This window comes from Pseudonocardia halophobica (assembly GCF_027922425.1).
Lineage (GTDB): Bacteria > Actinomycetota > Actinomycetes > Mycobacteriales > Pseudonocardiaceae > Pseudonocardia > Pseudonocardia halophobica.
Genome location: NZ_BSFQ01000002.1, coordinates 97,500 through 116,542, shown reverse-complemented (window position 1 = coordinate 116,542; position 19,043 = coordinate 97,500). Strand labels below are relative to the sequence as shown.

General features: G+C 71.4%; 17 protein-coding genes. 6 read left to right on the top strand and 11 right to left on the bottom strand.

Annotation, left to right across the window (positions count from 1 at the left end; all coding sequences use genetic code 11):
• Positions 1-6: 6 nt before the first annotated feature.
• Positions 7-171: a hypothetical protein gene (locus tag PKE99_RS02915; protein WP_156067034.1), complete on the bottom strand. Its 165-nt coding sequence runs from the start codon at positions 169-171 to the stop codon at positions 7-9.
• Positions 172-293: 122 nt separating this feature from the next.
• Between PKE99_RS02915 and PKE99_RS02910 the strand changes: the two genes are divergently transcribed.
• A complete protein-coding gene (locus PKE99_RS02910; protein ID WP_051736703.1) occupies positions 294-1,952 on the top strand; it encodes an AMP-binding protein in 1,659 nt (552 codons plus the stop codon).
• A 26-nt stretch (positions 1,953-1,978) separates the two neighbouring features.
• Here PKE99_RS02910 and PKE99_RS02905 read toward each other — a convergent pair whose 3' ends face one another.
• Genes PKE99_RS02905 through PKE99_RS02895 form a run of 3 tightly spaced genes read right to left on the bottom strand, consistent with a single transcriptional unit; the run spans position 1,979 to position 5,488 of the window.
• A complete protein-coding gene (locus PKE99_RS02905) occupies positions 1,979-2,914 on the bottom strand; it encodes an acyl-CoA dehydratase activase (protein ID WP_051736702.1) in 936 nt (311 codons plus the stop codon).
• Positions 2,911-4,311, bottom strand: coding sequence for a 2-hydroxyacyl-CoA dehydratase subunit D (locus tag PKE99_RS02900; RefSeq protein WP_156067031.1), 1,401 nt, complete (start codon positions 4,309-4,311; stop codon positions 2,911-2,913). Before PKE99_RS02900 ends, PKE99_RS02905 begins: the two co-directional genes overlap by 4 nt.
• A 13-nt stretch (positions 4,312-4,324) precedes the next feature.
• Positions 4,325-5,488 carry a 2-hydroxyacyl-CoA dehydratase subunit D gene (locus tag PKE99_RS02895; protein WP_037039662.1) on the bottom strand — a complete coding sequence of 388 codons (1,164 nt, stop codon included), beginning with the start codon at positions 5,486-5,488 and terminating at the stop codon, positions 4,325-4,327.
• A 120-nt stretch (positions 5,489-5,608) separates the two neighbouring features.
• Here PKE99_RS02895 and PKE99_RS02890 point away from each other — a divergent pair, with 120 nt between their 5' ends.
• From PKE99_RS02890 to PKE99_RS02870, 5 genes are all read left to right on the top strand, one after another.
• Complete coding sequence (locus tag PKE99_RS02890) at positions 5,609-6,451, top strand: PaaX family transcriptional regulator C-terminal domain-containing protein (protein WP_037039661.1); 843 nt, start codon at positions 5,609-5,611, stop codon at positions 6,449-6,451.
• Positions 6,452-6,557: 106 nt separating this feature from the next.
• The gene (locus tag PKE99_RS02885; RefSeq protein WP_051736621.1) at positions 6,558-7,883 is read left to right on the top strand and encodes an MFS transporter; all 1,326 of its coding nucleotides are present in this window, start codon (positions 6,558-6,560) and stop codon (positions 7,881-7,883) included.
• A 39-nt stretch (positions 7,884-7,922) separates the two neighbouring features.
• A complete protein-coding gene (locus PKE99_RS02880; protein WP_037039660.1) occupies positions 7,923-8,705 on the top strand; it encodes an SDR family NAD(P)-dependent oxidoreductase in 783 nt (260 codons plus the stop codon).
• On the top strand, positions 8,698-10,599 hold the full coding sequence (locus PKE99_RS02875) for an AMP-binding protein (protein ID WP_156067028.1): 1,902 nt from the start codon (positions 8,698-8,700) through the stop codon (positions 10,597-10,599). Before PKE99_RS02880 ends, PKE99_RS02875 begins: the two co-directional genes overlap by 8 nt.
• On the top strand, positions 10,599-12,245 hold the full coding sequence (locus PKE99_RS02870; protein ID WP_037039658.1) for a class I adenylate-forming enzyme family protein: 1,647 nt from the start codon (positions 10,599-10,601) through the stop codon (positions 12,243-12,245). The genes PKE99_RS02875 and PKE99_RS02870 overlap by 1 nt, the downstream gene beginning before the upstream one ends.
• A 94-nt stretch (positions 12,246-12,339) precedes the next feature.
• On the opposite strand, the gene PKE99_RS02865 is transcribed toward PKE99_RS02870, so the two are convergent.
• From PKE99_RS02865 to PKE99_RS02835, 7 genes are read right to left on the bottom strand one after another with little or no spacing between them, the layout of a single operon-like run.
• Positions 12,340-13,284 (bottom strand): PDR/VanB family oxidoreductase, encoded by a 945-nt coding sequence (locus PKE99_RS02865; RefSeq protein WP_231498014.1) that lies wholly within the window; start codon positions 13,282-13,284, stop codon positions 12,340-12,342.
• Positions 13,281-14,309 (bottom strand): phosphotriesterase family protein, encoded by a 1,029-nt coding sequence (locus PKE99_RS02860; protein ID WP_051736620.1) that lies wholly within the window; start codon positions 14,307-14,309, stop codon positions 13,281-13,283. The genes PKE99_RS02865 and PKE99_RS02860 overlap by 4 nt, the downstream gene beginning before the upstream one ends.
• Positions 14,306-15,115 carry an HpcH/HpaI aldolase family protein gene (locus tag PKE99_RS02855; protein WP_051736619.1) on the bottom strand — a complete coding sequence of 270 codons (810 nt, stop codon included), beginning with the start codon at positions 15,113-15,115 and terminating at the stop codon, positions 14,306-14,308. Before PKE99_RS02855 ends, PKE99_RS02860 begins: the two co-directional genes overlap by 4 nt.
• Positions 15,112-16,215, bottom strand: a complete 1,104-nt coding sequence (locus PKE99_RS02850; RefSeq protein ID WP_051736618.1) for an amidohydrolase family protein — start codon at positions 16,213-16,215, stop codon at positions 15,112-15,114. Before PKE99_RS02850 ends, PKE99_RS02855 begins: the two co-directional genes overlap by 4 nt.
• Positions 16,212-16,706 (bottom strand): Rieske (2Fe-2S) protein, encoded by a 495-nt coding sequence (locus PKE99_RS02845; RefSeq protein WP_037039657.1) that lies wholly within the window; start codon positions 16,704-16,706, stop codon positions 16,212-16,214. The genes PKE99_RS02850 and PKE99_RS02845 overlap by 4 nt, the downstream gene beginning before the upstream one ends.
• Positions 16,703-17,887, bottom strand: a complete 1,185-nt coding sequence (locus PKE99_RS02840; protein ID WP_051736617.1) for an alpha-hydroxy acid oxidase — start codon at positions 17,885-17,887, stop codon at positions 16,703-16,705. Before PKE99_RS02840 ends, PKE99_RS02845 begins: the two co-directional genes overlap by 4 nt.
• Positions 17,884-19,032, bottom strand: coding sequence for an amidohydrolase family protein (locus PKE99_RS02835; protein ID WP_051736616.1), 1,149 nt, complete (start codon positions 19,030-19,032; stop codon positions 17,884-17,886). The genes PKE99_RS02840 and PKE99_RS02835 overlap by 4 nt, the downstream gene beginning before the upstream one ends.
• Positions 19,033-19,043 lie beyond the last annotated feature (11 nt).

Genomic DNA, 19,043 nt, shown 5'->3' with positions numbered 1-19,043 from the left:
CGCTGCCTACCGCAGCGGGACCTCGGTCGCCGGCACTCCCGGCGACTCCTCGCAGAAGGACTTCGGCCTGCCGGTGGTGCCGGAGCTGAACAGCGTCCAGCCGCCCATCGTGTCCGGCAGGTCGGTGTCCGCAGGGATCGCCGCCACCGCCTCGTCGTAACCGTCGCCCACGACGAGCCACGCAGCTCGTCCCCCGTACAACTTCGGTCTGACCATTGATAACCGCGACAGCTCCCGGCTACTCTCATGCCCCCGGTCACACGAGGACGTATCGCGACGAAGCGGAGATGCCGATGGCCAGCCCGGAGATCGCAGCCGAGAGCCTCACCCTGACCGTGCACGACCGGTACGACGGCAGGTCCATCAGCCTCTTCCGCGAGCGCGGGTGGTGGCAGGGCGGCTCGGCCGCGGCGTTGCTGGACCGGTGGGCCGAGGCCACGCCGACCCGCCGCTTCGTCTCCGACGGCACGACCGAGCTCGACTACGCGACCCTGCGCGAGCGCGCCCACGGGCTCGGCGCCTCCCTGCTACGCCGCGGCGTGCGCCCCGGCGACCGGGTGGCGATGCAGCTGCCGAACTGGGCCGAGTTCGTGATCGGGTACCTCGCGATCGCCCGGATCGGCGCGGTCCTGGTGCCGATCATGACGGTGTACCGCCAGGTTGAGGTGGCGCACGTGCTGCGCAACTCCGGCGCGGTCGCGGCGATCACCACCGGCGAGTTCCGCGGGTTCGATCACGCGGGGATGTTCCGCGCCCTGCAGAAGGAGATCCCGGCCCTCAGCACGCTCGTGATCGCCCGCGGCGCGACGCAGGAGGGCGAGTTGGCGTTCGACGAGGCCTGCGACACCACTACCGAGCAGGCCGAGCTCGGCCCTCACCCCGACCCCGACCTGCCCCACCTGATCGTCTACACCTCGGGGACCGAGTCCACCGCCAAGGGCTGCGTACACACCTGGAACACCGCGGACTTCTCCGCCCGCGGCCTCGCCCACGACGTCTTCCGGACCCGACCCGAGGACGTCGTCTTCATGCCGTCGCCCGTGGCCCACGCGACCGGGCTCGTGGTCGGGATCCTCGTGCCGCTGACCGTCGGCGCCGAGACGCACCTGCTCGACGTGTGGGAGCCGCACGAGGGGCTCCGCCGGATCGAGCGGTACCGGTGCACGGCCACCGCCACGGCGACCCCCTTCGTGCGGATGGCCCTCGACGCCGCCCGCACCGCCGAGCACGACCTCTCGTCCATGCGGTTCTGGCTCTGCGCGGGCGCGCCGATCCCGGAGGCGCTGGCGATCGAGTTCGACGAGGTGTTCACCGGCGGCGTCCTGATGCCCCTGTACGGCGCCACCGAGATCCTCGCCGCGACCTGCTGCCACGACGGGGACCCGCTCGACCGCCGGGCCGGGTCGGACGGCACGCCCGCTCTCGACGGCGTCCGGATCACCCTCGTCGGACCGGACGGCGATCCCGTGCCGACCGGCGAGGAGGGGGAGATCTGCTACTGGGGCCCGGGTGCCGTCCTCGGCTACTGGCGCGAACCCGAGCGCACCGCCGCCACCATCGACGCGCAGGGCAGGCATCACACGGGCGACCTCGGGCGGCTCGACGACCAGGGCTATCTGCGGGTGACCGGCCGGCTGAAGGACATCATCATCCGTGGCGGGACGAACATCAGTGTGGCCGAGGTCGAGGGCTACGTCTCCGCGCACCCGGCCGTGGCCCAGGTCGCCGTCGTGGCCTACCCGGACGAGCGGCTCGGCGAGAAGGCGTGCGCCGTCGTCGTTCCCCGGCCGGGTGAACGGCCGACGTTGGAGGACCTGACCTCGTTCCTGCGAGGGCGGGGCATTGCGACACAGAAGCTGCCCGAGAAGCTGCTGCTGGTCGACGAGCTCCCGATGACCGCCACGGGCAAGGTGCAGAAGTTCGTGCTCCGCGACCTGGCCCGCGGGGACTGATGCGATCGGCCGGTGCGGTGGTCGGATCAGCGCCACGCCGGGATGACGGTCCCCAGGTCGACCGTGCCGGGCCCGAGGGTCCCGTCGCACCCGGAGCAGTCGTGCCCGTCATGGGCGTGGCCCCGGGGCCGGGGGAACATCTCGTCCGCGCCGCGGACGTCCGTAGCCACCGGGCGCCCCCGGTCGCCGTCCCGGGCCAGTAATGCCGCTCCGAAGGCGCCGGTGATCTGCGGATGTGCGGGCACCGTCACCTCGGCGTCGAGAGCTCGGCTCAGGAAGTGCACGGCCGCAGGGTTCCGCGCCACGCCGCCGGTCAGGACGACCGGGGTGTACCTGCCGACCTGCGCCACCAGCGCGAGGGTTCGGGCCGCGATGGCCCGGTGGACCGAGGACGCGATGTCCGCGACGTCCTGGTCCTCGGCCAACATCGACACGATCTCGGTCTCGGCGAACGTGGCGCACATACTGCTGACCTCGAGCTCGTCCGAGCCGCGCAGGGCCAGGTCCCCGAGCCCCTCGATCGGCACGTCCACGGCGCGGGCGAGCACCTCGTAGAACCGGCCCGTGCCGCTGGCGCACCGGTCGTTCATGGCGAAGTCCCGCACCAGGCCGTCGTCCCCGACGGTGATCGCCTTCGAGTCCTGCCCGCCGACGTCGATCACCAGCCGCACGCCGGGGACCATCTCGGCGGTCCCCCGCGCATGGCAGGTGATCTCGGTGTACGTGCGGCCCGCGCCCGGCACCAGCCGGCGCCCGTAGCCCGTCGACACCGTGCCCTGAAGGTCGGACTCGGTGAGCCCTGCCTCCCCCAACGCCTGGTCGATCGCGCGCTGCATGCCCGCGCGCGAGACGGCCCCCATCGTGACGACGGAGGAGGACAGGATCTTCCCCGCGCCGTCCACGACGACGGCCTTCGCCGTCGTCGAACCCAGGTCGACGCCGAGATAGCGCCCGCCGGTCATGTCGGCCACGCCACCTCGGCACCGTGACCCGCCCGTCGGTGGTCGCCGCGCTCGCGCGCGACGTCGATCGCCTCGAGCATCGCGACCAGCCTGCTGTCCAGGATCTCCTCCTTGTAGAAGGAGGCGTCCGCGACGTCGCCCTCGAAGAAGATCGACGGGATGCCGAGATTGTCCCGCGCGGACTTCGCCAGCAGCCGCTGCGGCCCGGTGAACGCCCGGCAGGTGCGGGTGGAGTGGAAGACGATGCCGTCGATGCCGTAGGACTCGCAGTCCCGCAGGGTCAGGTGTTCCAGGGTCTTCGAACCGTGGTTGGTCGGGCAGAGCAGGTAGTGCTGGGCCATGCCGAGGAGCGGGTCGGAGGTGTCGATCAGGTGCGGCTCCTGCCAGAACGCGTTCTGGATGTAGCGCCCGGCCAGCACTGCGGCGCCGTGCTCGGCGAACTTGCGCGACAGGAACCCGAGCTTGTTCCAGTTCATGATCCCGTCGAAGTACAGCCGGTACTTCTCCCCGCGCACGCCGGAGACACCGGCATCGATGCGCTGCTGGATCTCGTCCTTCACGTTCTGGAAGTAGTCGACGAGCGCCTGGTTGCCGGGGAGGAAGTTGATCGGCGCGATACAGGAGATCCAGTCCCAGAACGTGGCCGGGGCCGGCGTCGCCTTGCAGAGGTCGAGACCCTCGCGGCGCAGCTCGCCCGCGCGCTTGATGTAGGTCATCGACTCGCTGAGCGCGTCGTAGTCGAACGGGCGCCCGGTCTGGACCTCGAGGAAGTCGATCAGCTCGACGAGCTGGTCGCGGACGTACCGCGACGCCTCGTCCCACTCCGAACCGACGAGGTAGCCGGCGTCGGGCCGGTTGCCCCAGAGGAAGGGGTGCGAGACGTTGAAGATCGGCACGTTCTTGCCGAACACGCGGTAGGAGACCTCGTCCCATTGCTGGCCGGTGCTGCAGCCCGCGTAGTTGTTGACGAAGAGGTCCGGCGCGGGCAGCTTCGACGCCAGGTCCGCGCGGTCGTGCAGGCCGACGACCCCGCTGTCCGGCTCCTCGCTGCCCTTCAGGGTCAGTACCGCGCAACCGAGGTGGGTGCGGGAGTAGGAGCAGAGCTCGGCGTTGTAGCCGTACTCCGCGCCCGCGAGCTGCGCGGGGCCCTCCAGGCGCTGCGCGGCCAACCGGGCCGCGAAGGCCTCGCCGTGACACCAGGCCAGGCCCGCGGCCTGGAACATCGGGTTGAGCGCGCCGCCGTTGTACCAGATGATCTTGCGGCCGGACTCCCGGGCGACGAAGAGGTCCTCCCAGTAGTCGGCGATCATGCGCCCGCCCTCGCGGGTGATCGCGAGCCGCTCGGTGCGGGGTTCTGTCGACGGAGCCGACAGGGCGGTCGGAGCGGTGGTCGTCATGTGGGTTCTCCGATCAGGCGTAGGCGGGCCGGTGCCGGAGGGCCCGCTCGACGAGGGCCTCCAACCGGGTGCGCAGCGCTTCCAGGGGGATGCCCTCGTGCTCGGTCTCGACCAGCAGCTGCGGGATGCCCGCGGCGTCGAGGGCCTTGCGGAGCTCGGGGTAGAAGAGCATGTGGGGCTCGCAGAACTTGGGCATGAGGTGCACGACGACCTCGGCGCCGCTGCGCCGCGTCGCGTCGATCAGCCACGCGTCCCAGTCCACGTCGTGCTGCACCCGGGTGGGGCACGGCAGGTCGACGTTGCGCTCGGCGTACCAGCGGCCGATTGCGCTCATCGGGTCCTCGCCCGGGGTGAACGGGACCAGGGACTGCACGTAGCGCCGCCCCGACCACAGGTCGTCGTCGACCACGACGGCGCCGGTCTCCTCGATCACCTCGAGCAGCTCGCGGCGCGGCGCATGGCAGAGATGCCCCGACAGGTGGACGCGGACGCGGTCGTCCCGTTCGCCACGCGGCGCGGCGGCCAGTGCCTCGACGAGCAGGTCGCGATGCTCGATGGGATCCATGACCTGGGCGGACACGACCATGTCCTGCAGCTCGACCGGCGACCACGTCGTGTCGCCCGCGGCGCGCTCGTCGAACACCCGGCGCAGCAACTCGCGGTCGGCGTTGTACGCCTCGATCGCTCGGGTCAGGGCCTCGTCCCCGATGGGTGCACCGGAGAGCTTCTCGAACTCGCCGCGGAACTGACCCATCATCTCGGCGATCTTCTTCTCGGCCCACGAGTCGCTCAGCGAGCTGATCAACATGCCGAAGAACACGGACCGGTCACCGACGGCGCGCGCGACGTCGGAGGCCCCGAGCAGCTGGATGCAGTGGTCCGCGAGCAGGAGAGCGTCGAAGTGGTCCAACCGGCCGGTCGCCGCCTGGTCGGCCAGGTTGCGCGTGTAGCCGCAGTAGAACTCCGGCAGGTAGGCCCGGCCCTCCGCGACGGGCCGCTGATCGTCCTGGATGTACACCGGGAGCACCCCGGCCGCCAGGGCGATCTCGCGCGGGAAGTTCATGGGCATGACGCCGACGACCCGGCGTCCGGGGTGGTGGGCCCGCCAGCCCGCGACGTAGGCCCGCGGATCGCGGGCCGCCTCGCGCAGGCGCTGCAGGGCAACCGATTCGGGCATCGGAGCTCCTTGAGCTTTGACGATTATCAACACTCAGTCCCCGATACTGTAAAACATCGTCCGGGGAAAGCGCGAGCACCCGAGGTCCCGCGGCGCACCACCCTCGGCCACGATGAGCCGGTGACGTCGCCACTCCCCGCGCCGAGCGCGCGGTCACTCCTGCTGACCGTGGCCGGCGAGATGCTCTACGACCAGCCGGAGGGAGCCTGGACGACGGCACTGCTCCGGGTGTTCGCGAGCCTCGGGGTCGAGGACCACGCCTGTCGGCAGCTGCTCGCCCGGTCGACGCACGCGGGATGGCTCACCAGGGTCAGGGACGGGCGCGCGGTCCGCTGGACACTCGATGTCCGCGGCCGAGAACTGGTCGAGGAGGGCATGCGGCGCTCCGACGCCTACCTCTCCGACGACCGCACCTGGGACCGGCACTGGCTGGTGCTCTACGTCAACGTCCCGCAGAACCGACGGACCACCCGCAAGCGGCTCTACGGGGGGCTCGACTGGCTCGGCTTCGGCAACCCGGTCCCGGGCATCTGGGTCACGCCGCACTCCGAACGAGCTCCCGCCCTGACCCGCCTGATCGAGAGCCTCGAACTGGAGGAGACGTCATTCGCGGTCTCGGGCAGGACGGTCGAGCTCGGCCTGACCGAGTCCGAGCTGGTGGCCCGGGCATGGGATTTCACCGAGCTCGAGGTGGCCTACCAGCGTTTCCTGCAGATGGACGACGAGAGGCCCGACCCGCGGTCGCCTGACGACGTGATGACGGCATATCTGGAGCTGCTCAACCTGCAGCAGCGCTTCATGCGCCGCGACCCACAACTTCCCGTGGCGCTGCAGCCCGCGTGGGTGGGTCGCGAGGCGGCGGCCCGGTTCCGCGCGCGACGCGGGCAGTGGGCGAGAGCGGCTCACCGCCGCTTCCGGGAGCTCGTCGCCGAGTCGGCGCCTCGGACACCCGACCGAGTTTAGACAGATCCTCACACTGAGGGTTGCGATCTGTACAAGCTCCCAGTTACGGTCAGACCAAAGTTCGCGGTGACCCACATCTCATCCCGGCTGACCTCTGGAGCCCTCCGTGACCACTGAAGACACCCCGGTCGTCGTCGCCCGGGGCGCCGGCCCCGCCACCCCACGGCGCGCAGCCGCTGCCGCCTTCCTCGGCTCCGTCGTCGAGTACTACGACCTCGTCGCCTACGGGACCGCCGCCGCACTGGTGTTCAACACGCTGTTCTTCCGCGACGTCTCGCCCTCGGTCGCCCTCGTCCTCTCGTTCGCCACCTTCGCCAGCGGCTACGTCGTCCGGCCTCTCGGCGGGCTGCTCTTCGGCTGGATCGGCGACCGACACGGCCGGCGCACCGCCGTCATGCTGACCATCGTGGTGATGGGCGCGGCCACCGTGCTGATCGGTCTGCTCCCGACGTACGCGGCGATCGGGTGGGTCGCACCGGTCCTGCTCGTCGTGCTGCGCGTGCTGCAGGGCCTGGCCGTCGGCGGCGAACTCGGCGGCGCGGTCCTGATCGCCGTCGAGCACGCCCCGGAGCGGCGACGCGGCTTCTACGGCAGCTTCTCCACCGCGGGCGCCCAGGCCGGGACAGTCCTGGCCACGGTCGTCTTCGCGATCCTGACCGCCACGCTGTCCGAGGAGGCGTTCGCCGCCTGGGGCTGGCGTGTCCCGTTCCTCGCGAGCGCCGTCATCGTCCTGGTCGGCGTACTGATCCGCTACGGCCTGGACGAGACCCCCGACTTCGAGCGCGCCCGCACTCAGGAGCGCACCCGCACACCCATCCGAACGGCGGTCACGGCCCACCCCGGCGCCATCCTCGGGATCGTCGCCGTGATGGCCGGGATGATGTCGATCTGGTACCTGCTGACCGTCTACAGCTTGAGCTACGCGACCACCGAGGTCGGGATCGCCAGGCCGACGATCCTGTGGGTCGTCACGGCGGCGACGTTCCTCGTCGTCGTGATGAACCCGGTGTGGGGCGCCCTCTCCGACCGGATCGGCCGGACCACCCTCCTGTCCGCCGGTCTGGTGGTCGAGGGCGTCCTGCTGGTCGTCTACTTCGTCGCTCTGCGCAGTGGCAGCGTCGCGTTCATCTTCGTGTCGCTGCTCGCCGTGGCCGGGATCGGCCACGCCTGCGTCAACGGCATCTTCCCCGCCTTCGTCGCCGAGGCCCTGCCGCCCGAGGTGCGCTACACCGCTGGCTCCCTCGGCATGCAGCTCGCCGCCCTGATCGCCGGGTTCGCGCCGCTGGTCGCTGTCGCGCTGGAGGGCTCGACCTTCGGCGTCTGGACCACCTGCGGCCTGGCCCTTCTGCTCTGCCTCGCCGGCGCCACGGCCGCGCACCTCCTCGTCCGGGCGCACACTCCCGAGACCGCGGTCGCGCCCGCCGCGGCCTGAGCGACTCCCCTCCCCACCACGTCGTCGGAAAGGACACCCATGACCCTGGACACCCGCCTCGACTTCACCGACCGGTCGGTCGTGATCGCCGGTGGCACCTCGGGGGTCGGCCTCGCCACCGCGGCGGCCTTCGTCGGAGCAGGCTGCAGGCGGCTGGTTCTCATCGGCCGCAACCAGGAGCGTGGCAAGGCCGCCGTCGACGCGGTCCGGACCCCGGACGCCCAGGTGGAGTTCCTCTCCGCGGACCTCAACGAGCCCGAGGCGGCCCAGGAGGCCGCCGACGAGGCAGCACGGCTGTTGGACGGCATCGACGTGCTGGTGAACTCGACCGTCGCGCCGTACCAGCCCACGCTGCTGCACGACATCCCGCTGGCCCAGCTGCGCGCGGTGCTGGTGGAGCAGGCCGTGGGCTCGCTCCTGATGACCCGCGCCGTGCTCCCGGTGATGCGAGCGGCGGGCCAGGGGTCGATCATCAGCATTGCCAGCGACGCCGCGAAGGTCCCGACCCCCGGCGAGACCGGTATCGGCGCAGCGATGGCCGCGATCGTGACGTTCTGCCGGACCCTGGCGCTCGAGGCCAAGAACGACGGGATCCGGGTCAACGTTCTCACCCCATCGTTGATCGCCGACACCGCCTCGTACGACCGGGCGATGAGCCAGGAGTTCAGCAAGAAGATCTTCGACCGGATCGTCAAGCGGGCAGGGCTCGGGCTCACCGAGCCGGACGACCTCGCCGGAACCATCCTGTTCCTCGCCTCGCCCCTCGCCCAGCGCATCACCGGGCAGGTCATCAGCGTCAACGGGGGGATCTCGGTTGCCTGAGCGCACGCTGGTCCGCCGCCGGGTGCGGGGGCCGGCGGACGTGGCCGACATCGAACGGCACGATCCTGCCGACCTCCGCCCCGCGGACACCGTCCTCGGCTGTCTGCGCGCGGTCGCGGCCGAGCAGCCCGGGAAGCAGGCCGTCGTCCTGGTCGAGCCGCCAGATCTGCTCACCCCGGCCCGCTCGCTCGACTACGCCGGGCTGGTCGCCGGGGTCGAGGGCACCGCGGACCTGTTCCGCGAGGTCGGAGGCGCGGACAGCGTCGTCGGGCTCCTGCTGCCGATGCTCCCCGAAGGCCTGGTCGCGCTCTGGGGCGCGCAGACTGCGGGTATCGCCGTGCCGATCAACCCTTTCCTCGAGCTCCCCGCGATCACCGGAATCCTCGACCGGACGCACGCGACCGCGGTGGTCACCACCCGGAAGGTGCTCGAGGAGAAGGGCGGGGCCCAGGCGCTGCACCAGGCCGTGCCGTCCCTGCGGCGCGTGTTCACCGTCGAGGACCTCATCGCCGCCCGGGACCGCAGCCTGACCTTCACGCCAGACCCCGACCCCGACCGCGACTCCCTGGTGATGCCCACGGGCGGCACCACGGGCACACCCAAGCTCGTGCGGATGTCCCAGGGCGGCCAGCTCACCGTCGCCTGGAACGTCGGCGCACTGATGGGCAACGAGCCGGACACGGTCACGCTCCACGGAATGCCCAACTTCCACTGTGGCGGCACGATCTCGCTCGGCCTGCGCACCCTGCTGTTCGGCGGCACCCTGCTCACCCTGACCAGCGAGGGCTTCCGGTCGCGACAGGCCGTTACGGCGTTCTGGGACGTCGCCCGCCGATACCGGGTGACGAGCCTCCTGGCGACCCCCACCACCGCCACCGCGCTGCTCCACGGTCAGGGCGACGCCGACGGGTGCTGCATCCGTGACTTCCACGTCGGCGGCGCGCCGCTGTCCACGGACGTGCTCGAGCGGTTCCACGCCCGCTTCGGGATCTGGTTGCGCGAGAACTGGGGCATGACCGAGCTCCACGGCACCACCACCGGGCATTTCGACGACGGCCGCCGGCCGCGGGTGGGCTCGGCCGGCCGGGCGCTGCCCTTCGTCCGGGTCAAGGCGGTCGAGCTCGACGCCGACGGCGGGTGGGTGCGCGACTGCGACCCGGGCGAGCGAGGGGTGCTGCTGACCGGCACCCCGACCACGATGGCCGGGTACCTCGATCCTTCGCTCGACGCCGACTACTTCCCCACCGGCCTGCCCGACGACCTGCCGGCGGGATGGCGCTGGGGCAACACGGGCGACCTCGGGACGGTCGACGGGGACGGCTTCGTGTGGATCTTCGGACGGGCGAAGGACCTCATCATCCGCGGCGGGCACAACATCGATCCCGGCGAGATCGAGGACGCCCTGGTCCGCCACCCGGCCGTGCACCTCGCGGCCGCGATCGGCAGGCCGGACCCGGTCAAGGGCGAGCTGCCGATGGCCTACGTGCAGCTCCGCGAGGACGAGGCGGCGGAGCCCGCCGACCTCCTCGGGCACTGCCGCACGCACATCGGGGAGCGCGCCGCCGTCCCGGTCGAGGTCGTCGTGCTGGAGAGAATGCCCACCACCCCGGTCGGCAAGATCTCCAAACCCGCTCTGCGGAGGGAAGCGCTGCTCCGCGAGGTGCGTCGCGTCGTGCGGAAGCACGTCCCGGACGGCACCGTCCTGCTCGACGAGACCGGCCCACGACAGCGGGTCGTGATCACCGTGGCCGACTCCGCCGCAGCCGAGGCGCTCCGCGTTCCCCTGTCCGGCTACCCGTTCGAGGTGTCGCTCGTCGTCGCACGGTCGGAACGACCCACCCGTCCGACACCGGTCGCTCACCGACCCGCCCCCCTGATCACTGGGAGCCCATGATGTCCCTGTTGACCGCTCGTTCCTCCTGGACCGCAACGGGAAGGCCCGAAGAGCTCTGGGAGATGTCCCTCGGCGACCTGCTCCGCAAGTGCGCGGCCGACCATCCCGACCGGTGCGCCCTCGTCGACGCCGTCCCCGACCCGGCGCACCGGCGGTCCTGGACCTACGCGGAGCTCCTCGCGACCGCCGAGCGCGTCGCGCAGGCCCTGCTCTCCCGGTTCCGCCCCGGCGAACGGCTCGCGGTGTGGGCCCCGAACTGCGCCGAATGGGTGCTGCTGCAACAGGGGGCGAGCCTGGCCGGACTGGTCCTCGTCACCGTCAACCCGGCCAACCGTCGGATGGAGCTGGAGTACGTCCTGCAGAAGTCCCGTGCCGCCGGCATCGTGCACGCTTCCGAGTACCGCGGGGTCGACATGGCGGCCACGGTGCGCGAGGCCCGCGCCGCGGCGCCCGACCTGCGCGAGGCGATCGACTTCGCGGACTGGGACGAGTTCCTGGCGTCCGCGACCGGATCGCACCAGCTCCCCGACGTCCTCCCGAGTGACCCCGCGCAGATCCAGTACACCTCGGGCACCACCGGGTTCCCCAAGGGCGCCCTGCTGCACCACCGCGGCGTTCTCAACGCCTCCCGTCTCGTCGCCCACGGCGCCGGGGCCACGGACGGTGCCGTGTGGGTGAACGCGATGCCGATGTTCCACATCGGCGGCGGCGCACTGACCGAGATCGGCACCTTCTCCTTCGGCGGAACCTACGTGCTGATGCCCGCGTTCGACGCCGGGCTGTTGCTCGAGCTGATCGAGGCCTACCGGGGCACGATCACCCTCCTCGTACCCACCATGCTCTCGGCCGTCCTCGCCCACCCGGAACTGCCGACGCGCGACGTCTCCAGCCTGCAGACGGTGATGTCCGGCGCGTCGTTCGTCCCGGCCGAACTCGTGGTCCGGACGAAGGAGACGCTGGGCTGCCGGTTCACCATCGTCTTCGGCCAGACCGAGCTCCACGGGGTGATCACCCAGACCGCCCTGGAGGACTCTCCCGAGGACCAGTCCCACACGATCGGCCGCCCGCTGCCGCTGGTGGACGTGCGGATCGTCGCCCCTGGGACGGACGAGGTCGTCCCGATCGGGACGCGTGGAGAGATCTGCGCCCGTGGCTACCAGACGATGCTGGGGTACTTCGAGCAGCCGGACGACACGGCGCTGGTGTTCTCCGAGGACGGCTGGCTGCACACCGGCGACCTCGGCACCATGGACGAGCGCGGATATCTGACGATCACCGGCCGCCTCAAGGACATGATCATCCGCGGTGGCGAGAACATCTACCCGCGCGAGGTCGAGGACGCGCTCGCCACGCATTCCGGCGTAGCCGAGGCGGCCGTGGTGGGGGTGCCCGACGCCGAGTGGGGCGAGCAGGTGGGCGCCGTCGTCGTCCCGACCGACCCGGCCGCTCCCCCGGACCCCGCCGAGCTGCGGGCGTACTGCCGGGAGCGGCTCGCCGGGTTCAAGGCGCCCAGCCGCTGGTTCTTCGTCGACGCCCTACCGACGACCCCGACCGGCAAGGTCCAGAAGTTCGTGCTGCGGGACCGCATCGACAGCGGCGACCTTGGGCCCGTCCTGTACGCCAAGGGTCGCCGCCGCAGCCCGTGAGCTACCTGGGCCGCGGCCACTCCAGCTGCGCCCAGAGCTCCGGACATGCCGAAGGCGTCCGGGTTTCGGGGCGTCCGGCAGGCTGAGCCGCTCGTCAGAGGTCGAGCACGAGTCGGGGCGAGCGCGAGCGGGAACAGCACGGCATGACCACCTCGCCCGACTCCTGCTCCTCGGCGCTGAGATAGGAGTCGCGGTGTTCCGGTTCACCCTCCAGGACGTAGGTCTCGCAGGTTCCACAGGTTCCCTCGCGGCAGGAGGTCGGGAGGTCCACGCCCGCGGCCTCGATGGCCTCCGCCATGGTCTGGTCGGCCCCGACGGTCAGGGTGATTCCCGACGCGTCGAGCTCGACCTCGAACGGGACGTTCGCCCCGTCGAGGGCCCCTTCCTTGGGCCGGAACCGCTCGAGGTGCAGCGAGCCTGCAGGCCATACCGCGCACTGCTGCTCAACAGCGTCGAGCAGGACACCGGGCCCGCAGCAGTAGACCGCGGTGCCCTCGGTGGGAGTGCCCAGGATGGCCGGCAGGTCGAGGAGGCCGTGGGTGTCCTGCGGCCAGAACACGACCCGGTCGCCGTAGGCCGCGAGCTCGGCCCGGAACGCCATGCTGGACTCCTGGCGACCGCCGTAGAACAGTCGCCATGGCTTCCCGGCGGCCTCGCAGGCCGCGATCATGGGCAGGATCGGAGTGATCCCGATACCGCCCGCGACGAACAGGTACTCGTCGGCCTCGACCAGGGCGAAGTTGTTCCGCGGGCCCCGGCACACCACCTGGTCGCCGACGGCGAGGGTGTCGTGCACGTACGCCGAGCCACCGCGGCTCTCGGGCTCGCGCAGGACGCCGAGCCGCCAACTGGACAGGTCGGTCGGGTCCCCGCACAGCGAGTACTGCCGCTCCAGGTCCGGGCCGAGGACGAGGTCGACGTGCGCGCCGGGCTCCCAGGCCGGCATCTTCTCCCCCACCGCGGGCTCCAGGCGCAGCGAGACGATCCCGTCCGCCTCGGCCTCGATCGCCGCGACGACCGCGGTCAGGTCCTCGGTCACGGCCCGAGCACCTTCGCGGCGACGGCCTTGGTCGCCTCGGCGTCACCGGTGAGCACCTGCACCGGGTTGACGACCATCATCTGGGTGATCTGGTCCTCGGTGACCCCGCGCTTGCGCAGCTCGGGCAGCACGTAGTCGGAGATGCGGTGGTGGTGCCAGTTCGGGGTGTGCTTCGCACGCCAGGACGGCGGGGTGTTGATGGAGAAGAACCCGGCGTCGTGGGAGATCGTGATCTTCTCCGCGTAGCCCTGCTCGAGGAGCTTCGCGAGCGTGTCGACGCGGGACTCGTCGTCGAGCACGAACTCCATGCCGAAGCGGTCCATGCCGATGAAGGAGCCGTTGTCCATCAGCTCCCGGAGGTAGTCCAGGTCCGTGGAGTCCCCGCTGTGCCCGATGACCGTGCGCTCGAGGTCGACGCCGTTGGCCTTGAACCACTTCTGCTGGTCGCGGCCGTTGGCGAAGTGGACGTTGGTGTGGGTGGAGATGGGCACGCCGGTCTCGGCCTGGGCGCGGGCGGCGGCGCGGTAGACCCGGTCGAGGTCCGGGGTGATGCCGTGCTCGTCGGTGACGATCTTGATGATCCCGGCCTTCACGCCGTCGGTGCGGGGGATGCCCTTGACGATGTCGTCGACGAACATCGTCTCCAGCACGTCGGGGCCGCCGAGGGTCTTGCCGACGAGCCCGTCCGGGCCGTGGGTGTGGAAGTAGGTCGGCAGGTCCTTGGCCGTGTAGTAGCCGGTGGCCACGACGATGTTGAGCGGCACGTCCTGGGCGAGCCGCTGCACGGTCGGGATGTCGCGGCCCAGGCCGAGCACGGTGAGGTCGACGAAGGTGTCGATGCCCTTGTCCTCGTGCAGCGAGGTCAGGCTCTTCCGGGCCCGCTCGAAGATCGCGGCTTCGTCGTACTCCGGGTGCACGATGTTCTGCTCGAGCTCGGGGTTGCGGGCCATGATGTGCTCGTGCATCAGCGTGGTGCCGATCTGCATGCTGTCGATCGGGCCGCGCAGGGTGTTGACGGTGCTCATGCGGTGGCATCTCCTTCGATGTCGCTGGTGGGGTGCGTCAGGGCGTCGCGGCGGGCACGGGCGGCGGCGAGGCCTGCCTTCAGGAAGCCGACGTCCGAGCCCGCGGTGACCATCCGGAAGCCGCGGTCGGCCTCGATGGTCGGGTCGCCGGTGATCCCGGCGGCGATGCCGGCCGTGGCGCAGGCGGCGACGATCTCGGCGACGGCGGCGCGGTGCGATTCGTCGCGGGGGCCGGTGACCGGGTCGAGGCCGAGGCTGACGGCGAGGTCGCCCGGTCCGACGTAGACGCCGTGCACGCCGGGCACCGCGGTGATCTCCTTCGCCCGGGCGACGCCCTCCGCGGTCTCGATCATGACCAGGCACAGCACCTGGCCGTTGACCGTTGTCGGGTCCGGGCCCAGCCCGTAGGCCGAGCGGGTCGGGCCCCAGCTGCGCACCCCCACCGGTGGGTAGTGCACGGCGGCCGCGGCCTGCCGGGCCGCCTCGGCCGACTCGACGTTCGGCACGATGACGCCCTCGGCGCCGGCGTCGAGGGCCCGGCCGATCAGGACGGGATCGTTCGCGGCGACCCGGACCAGTGCGGTCGTGCCGGTGCGAGCGGTCGCCCGCAGCATCTCCACGGGGCTGGCGAGCCCGCCCACGCTGTGCTGCTGGTCCAGGTAGAGGTAGTCGAACCCGGCCATCGCCAGGGTCTCCGCGACGTGCGGGTCCCCCGTGTGGCAGGCCAGCCCGACGGCCGTCCCGGCTGACTCGAGGATCCCCCGCAGCCGGTTGGGGTGGGCCTCGGTGGTGACGGCGTAGCTCATGCGCCGACCCTGTCCAGCCGGTACCAGTCGCGCGCGGACGCGTGCATCACCTTGTCCCGCATCGACTCCGGCATCAGGTTCAGGATGCGCCCGAGGTCGTCGGTGTGCAGGTGGGGGTAGTCCGTGGCGAACAGGAGCAGGTCCTCGGACCCGAGCCACTCCAGGATCCGCTTCGCGTGCGCGTCGGGGCCAAGGTCGGCGGGGGCGATGGAGAACCGGAAGTGGTCGCGGATGATCTCGGTGGGCAGCCGGTCGACCCACGGGATCTCCCGGTGCAGGCCCTTCCACTTCTTGTTGATGCTCCAGCTCCAGGTGGGCACCCAGGCGAAGCCGCTCTCCAGCATGGTGACCCGCATGCCGGGGAACTTCTGGAAGATCCCCTCGTAGATCATGCTGGTCATCTGCGCGCCGTAGACCTGGATCTCGGCCGCGTACTCCTCGGCGTACCAGGAGGCGTAGCCGGTCGGGCTCGGCGCGTCCTCGGAGGTGCCGCCCCAGGCCAGGCCCATGACCAGGTCGTGGCGGGTCATGGCCTCGTAGATCGGCCAGAACACACGCTGGCCGTAGAGCCGCTCCGAGCGCACCGGCATGGTGACCTGCACGATCCGCGGGTGCGAGCCGACGCGCTCGATCTCGGCGGCGGCCGCGGCGGGGTCGCGGGCGGGGACGACCATCGAGCCGACGAGTCGGGGGTCGCGGTCGAGCCACTCGGCGATCAGCCAGTCGTTGACCGCTCTGGCGAGGGCCGGGGCCCAGTCCGGATGGCGCAGCGAGTCGACGCCGTAGGCGGTGTTGACCAGGGCGAACTCGGTCCGCCACGGGTCGAGGACGTGCTGCTGCAGGTCCCCCAGCCTCGACGCGGGCGGACGCCCCTCGGGCCGCCACTCGTCCCGTGCCGTGGTCGGGGCGTTCGGCGGGTACGCCAGCGCCTGCCCGTTCGGGCCCTTCCAGCCGCGCTCCCGCGCGCCCTGCACCCACACCGGGTCGGTGTAGGGAAACAGGGCCTCGAGCGACGGCGGGGTGGCGTGCACGTCGACGTCGATCACGGGGCCGGTCCACAGCGTGTCCCGGTCGGTGTCCTGGAGCAGGGCCGTGGTCACTTCGCACCTCCTCGTGCGGGCCGCAGGGACAGCACGATGTAGTCGGACTCGACCGTCACGTCGACGGTCTCGGCGGTGTACGGGCCGGGGATGCGGCCCAGCTCGCCGCGGTCGAGCGCGGCCTTCACGTCGTCGGCGCCCTCGAGCGCGACGGCGAACGGGCGCGCCCGCAGCTTCGGGTTCCAGGAGGACCGGCCGTCCTCCACGTCGAACTCCCAGTTGTGGTACGGGCACGTGATGTACGTCCGACCCTCGTCGAGGCGGACCTCGCCGGGCACGGCGGACTCGATCTCGTTGACGACCCCGCCCTCGCAGAGCGGCGCGCCGAGGTGCGGGCAGCGGTTGGCCATGGCGTAGAACCGGCCGCCGATGTTGAACACGCCGATCTCGCGGCCGTTCGCCTCGACGATCCGGCGCTCCCCCGGCGGGATCTCGTCGACCCGGCCGACCACGAAGCGGGTCGTGCGCGAGCCCTTCTCTGTCGTCGTCACCGGGCCTCCAGCCAGGTCGGGTCCAGGTCGGCGACGCTGCGGCAGCCCATCAGCCGCATCGTGCGGACCATCTCGGTACGCAGGTTCTCCAGCACGCGCTCCACCCCGGCGGTGCCCGCCGCGGCCAGACCCCACGCCGGCAGCCTGCCGACGAGCACGGCGCGCGCCCCCAGCGAGAGCGCTTTGAGCACGTCGCTGCCGCGGCGGATCCCGCTGTCCATCAGCACCTCGGCCTGGTCGCCCACCGCGTCGACGACGCGCGGCAGGGCGGTCAGGGTCGCCGGGGAACCGTCGAGCTGGCGACCGCCGTGGTTGGACACGATGACCCCGTCGGCTCCCGCGGCCACGGCACGCTGGGCGTCCTCCGGGGTGATGATCCCCTTCACCACCAGCGGCCCGTGCCAGTTCGCACGCAGCCACTCGACGTCGGACCAGGTCGGCGAGTGCGAGCCCGCGCCGCCCTTCGTCATCTCGGTGAGCACCATCGGCTTGCCGTCGACGGTGACCTCGGCGGTGTTGGGGATCTCGAAGGGCAGCCCGTCGAGCAGGTACCGGGTCAGCCACGCCGGCTTCGGCAGCAGCTGCGGCGCCAGCTTCACCGCGTTGCGGGCGTTGACCCGCATCGAGTAGCTGAAGCCGTTCTTGTAGTCCCGCGAGCGGAAGCCCGCCACCGCCGTGTCCACGGTGGCCACCAGCGCCGAGTAGCCCGCGGCCTGGGCCCGGCCGACCAGGTTCTCCATGGTGGCCTGGCTGGAGAAGCGGTAGAGCTGGAACCACTGCGGCCCGTCGACCGCGGCGATGTCCTCCAGCGTGTAGCCGGCCGCGGAGCTGGCCACGTGGATCGTGCCCGCGCCCGCCGCACCTCGCGCCAGGCCGAGGTCGCCGTCCGGGTGCACCAGCCGCATGCCGCCGCAGGGTGCGGTGAGCACCGGCAGATCGACGGGGATGCCGAGCACCTTCGTCGACAGGTCCGGGTCGTCCACCCAGGTCGCCGTCCGCGGCGCGAACGCCGCCTCCTCGAAGGCGCGGGCGTTGCGCCGCAACGTCACCTCGCCCTCGGAGCCGCCGTCCACGTACTCCCGGATCCCCCGCGGCAGAGCCCGGGCCGCGGCGCGCTGGGCGTCCGCGGCGTCGAGCAGCCGGGCGGCCCGGCGGCGGCGGGCGGTCTCGACGACGCTCACGCCGGGATTCCGTGGCCGGGGCGCAGCGGGATGTTGTAGAGCGCGCTCGCGTTGGTCCCCAGGATCCGGCGGCGCCGGTCCGTCGGCATGGTCTTCGGCACCGACTCGTAGGGCGAGTCGAAGTCCCAGTGCGGGTAGTCCGAGGAGAACATGAGCCGGTCGGCGAACCCGGACTCCTCGAACATCGCGTAGACGTCCGGCGTCCAGGCCCGCTCCTCCGGCTCCTCGATCGGCTGGGTGGAGAACCAGAAGTGCTCCCGCAGGTACTCCGAGGGCTTCCGGGTCAGGTGCGGCAGCTCGTCGCGCAACTTGTCGAAGGTGGCGTCGAGCCGCCAGGAGAAGGGCGCGGCCCAGTCCCAGCCCAGCTCCAGCAGCGCGATCTTGAGCCGCGGGAACCGCTCGAAGACGCCCTCGAAGACCAAGCTGGACACCATCGAGATCGGCAGCACCGCGAAGGCCGCGTGCATCTCGGCGTAGAAGTTCTGTCGCCCCGCACCGGTGGGCTGCCGACCCATGCCCGGCACATGGAACCCCAGCGGGATGTCGTAGTGCTCGCAGGCCTCGAAGATCGGCCAGTAGCGCTGCTTGCCCAACGGGTCCTGACCGGCCGGGGACATCAGCACCTGCACGTAGGAGTCGCCGTTCGGCCCCTCCTTGCAGCGCGCGATCTCGTCCGCGGCACCAGCGAGGTCGCGGGGCAGCGTGATGCTGGCCTTGAACCGGTCGTCCACGCCGCACCAGGTGTGGGCCAGCGCGTCGTTGTAGGCGCGGTAGATCGCGTAGGCGCACTCGTAGGGCATGTTCGCCCCGCCGTTGGTGATGATGTAGGTCTGCGGGCAGGTCAGCACCACCGCGGACATGTCGTACTTGTCCACCACCTGCTCCACGGCCAGGTGCGGGTCCACCCCCACGCGCCCGTCGGCGTCGAGCGCGTCCAGGCGGTGGGTGAACTCGCGCTGCGAGGGCGCCACGCCGCCGCCGAAGCTGCCCAGGCCGTAGCGGGCGATGTAGTCGCGCCACCGCTGCGGCAGGTGCTCGGCGACCTGCGGGTCGGTCGGCAGCGGCATCGGGTGGAAGTCGGTGTCGATGATGCCGAGCTTCTCCTCGACCGGGGTCCCGGCCGGGCGGACGTCGGTGAGGGTCATGGGAGGTTCTC

What these genes read in the sequence shown, in the direction of transcription:
- PKE99_RS02910 (WP_051736703.1), top strand. Translation starts at nt 294, where the DNA reads ATGGCCAGCCCGGAGATCGCAGCCGAGAGCCTCACCCTGACCGTGCAC.
- PKE99_RS02905 (WP_051736702.1), bottom strand. Translation starts at nt 2,914, where the DNA reads ATGACCGGCGGGCGCTATCTCGGCGTCGACCTGGGTTCGACGACGGCG.
- PKE99_RS02900 (WP_156067031.1), bottom strand. Translation starts at nt 4,311, where the DNA reads ATGACGACCACCGCTCCGACCGCCCTGTCGGCTCCGTCGACAGAACCC.
- PKE99_RS02895 (WP_037039662.1), bottom strand. Translation starts at nt 5,488, where the DNA reads ATGCCCGAATCGGTTGCCCTGCAGCGCCTGCGCGAGGCGGCCCGCGAT.
- PKE99_RS02880 (WP_037039660.1), top strand. Translation starts at nt 7,923, where the DNA reads ATGACCCTGGACACCCGCCTCGACTTCACCGACCGGTCGGTCGTGATC.
- PKE99_RS02870 (WP_037039658.1), top strand. Translation starts at nt 10,599, where the DNA reads ATGTCCCTGTTGACCGCTCGTTCCTCCTGGACCGCAACGGGAAGGCCC.
- PKE99_RS02860 (WP_051736620.1), bottom strand. Translation starts at nt 14,309, where the DNA reads ATGAGCACCGTCAACACCCTGCGCGGCCCGATCGACAGCATGCAGATC.
- PKE99_RS02855 (WP_051736619.1), bottom strand. Translation starts at nt 15,115, where the DNA reads ATGAGCTACGCCGTCACCACCGAGGCCCACCCCAACCGGCTGCGGGGG.
- PKE99_RS02835 (WP_051736616.1), bottom strand. Translation starts at nt 19,032, where the DNA reads ATGACCCTCACCGACGTCCGCCCGGCCGGGACCCCGGTCGAGGAGAAG.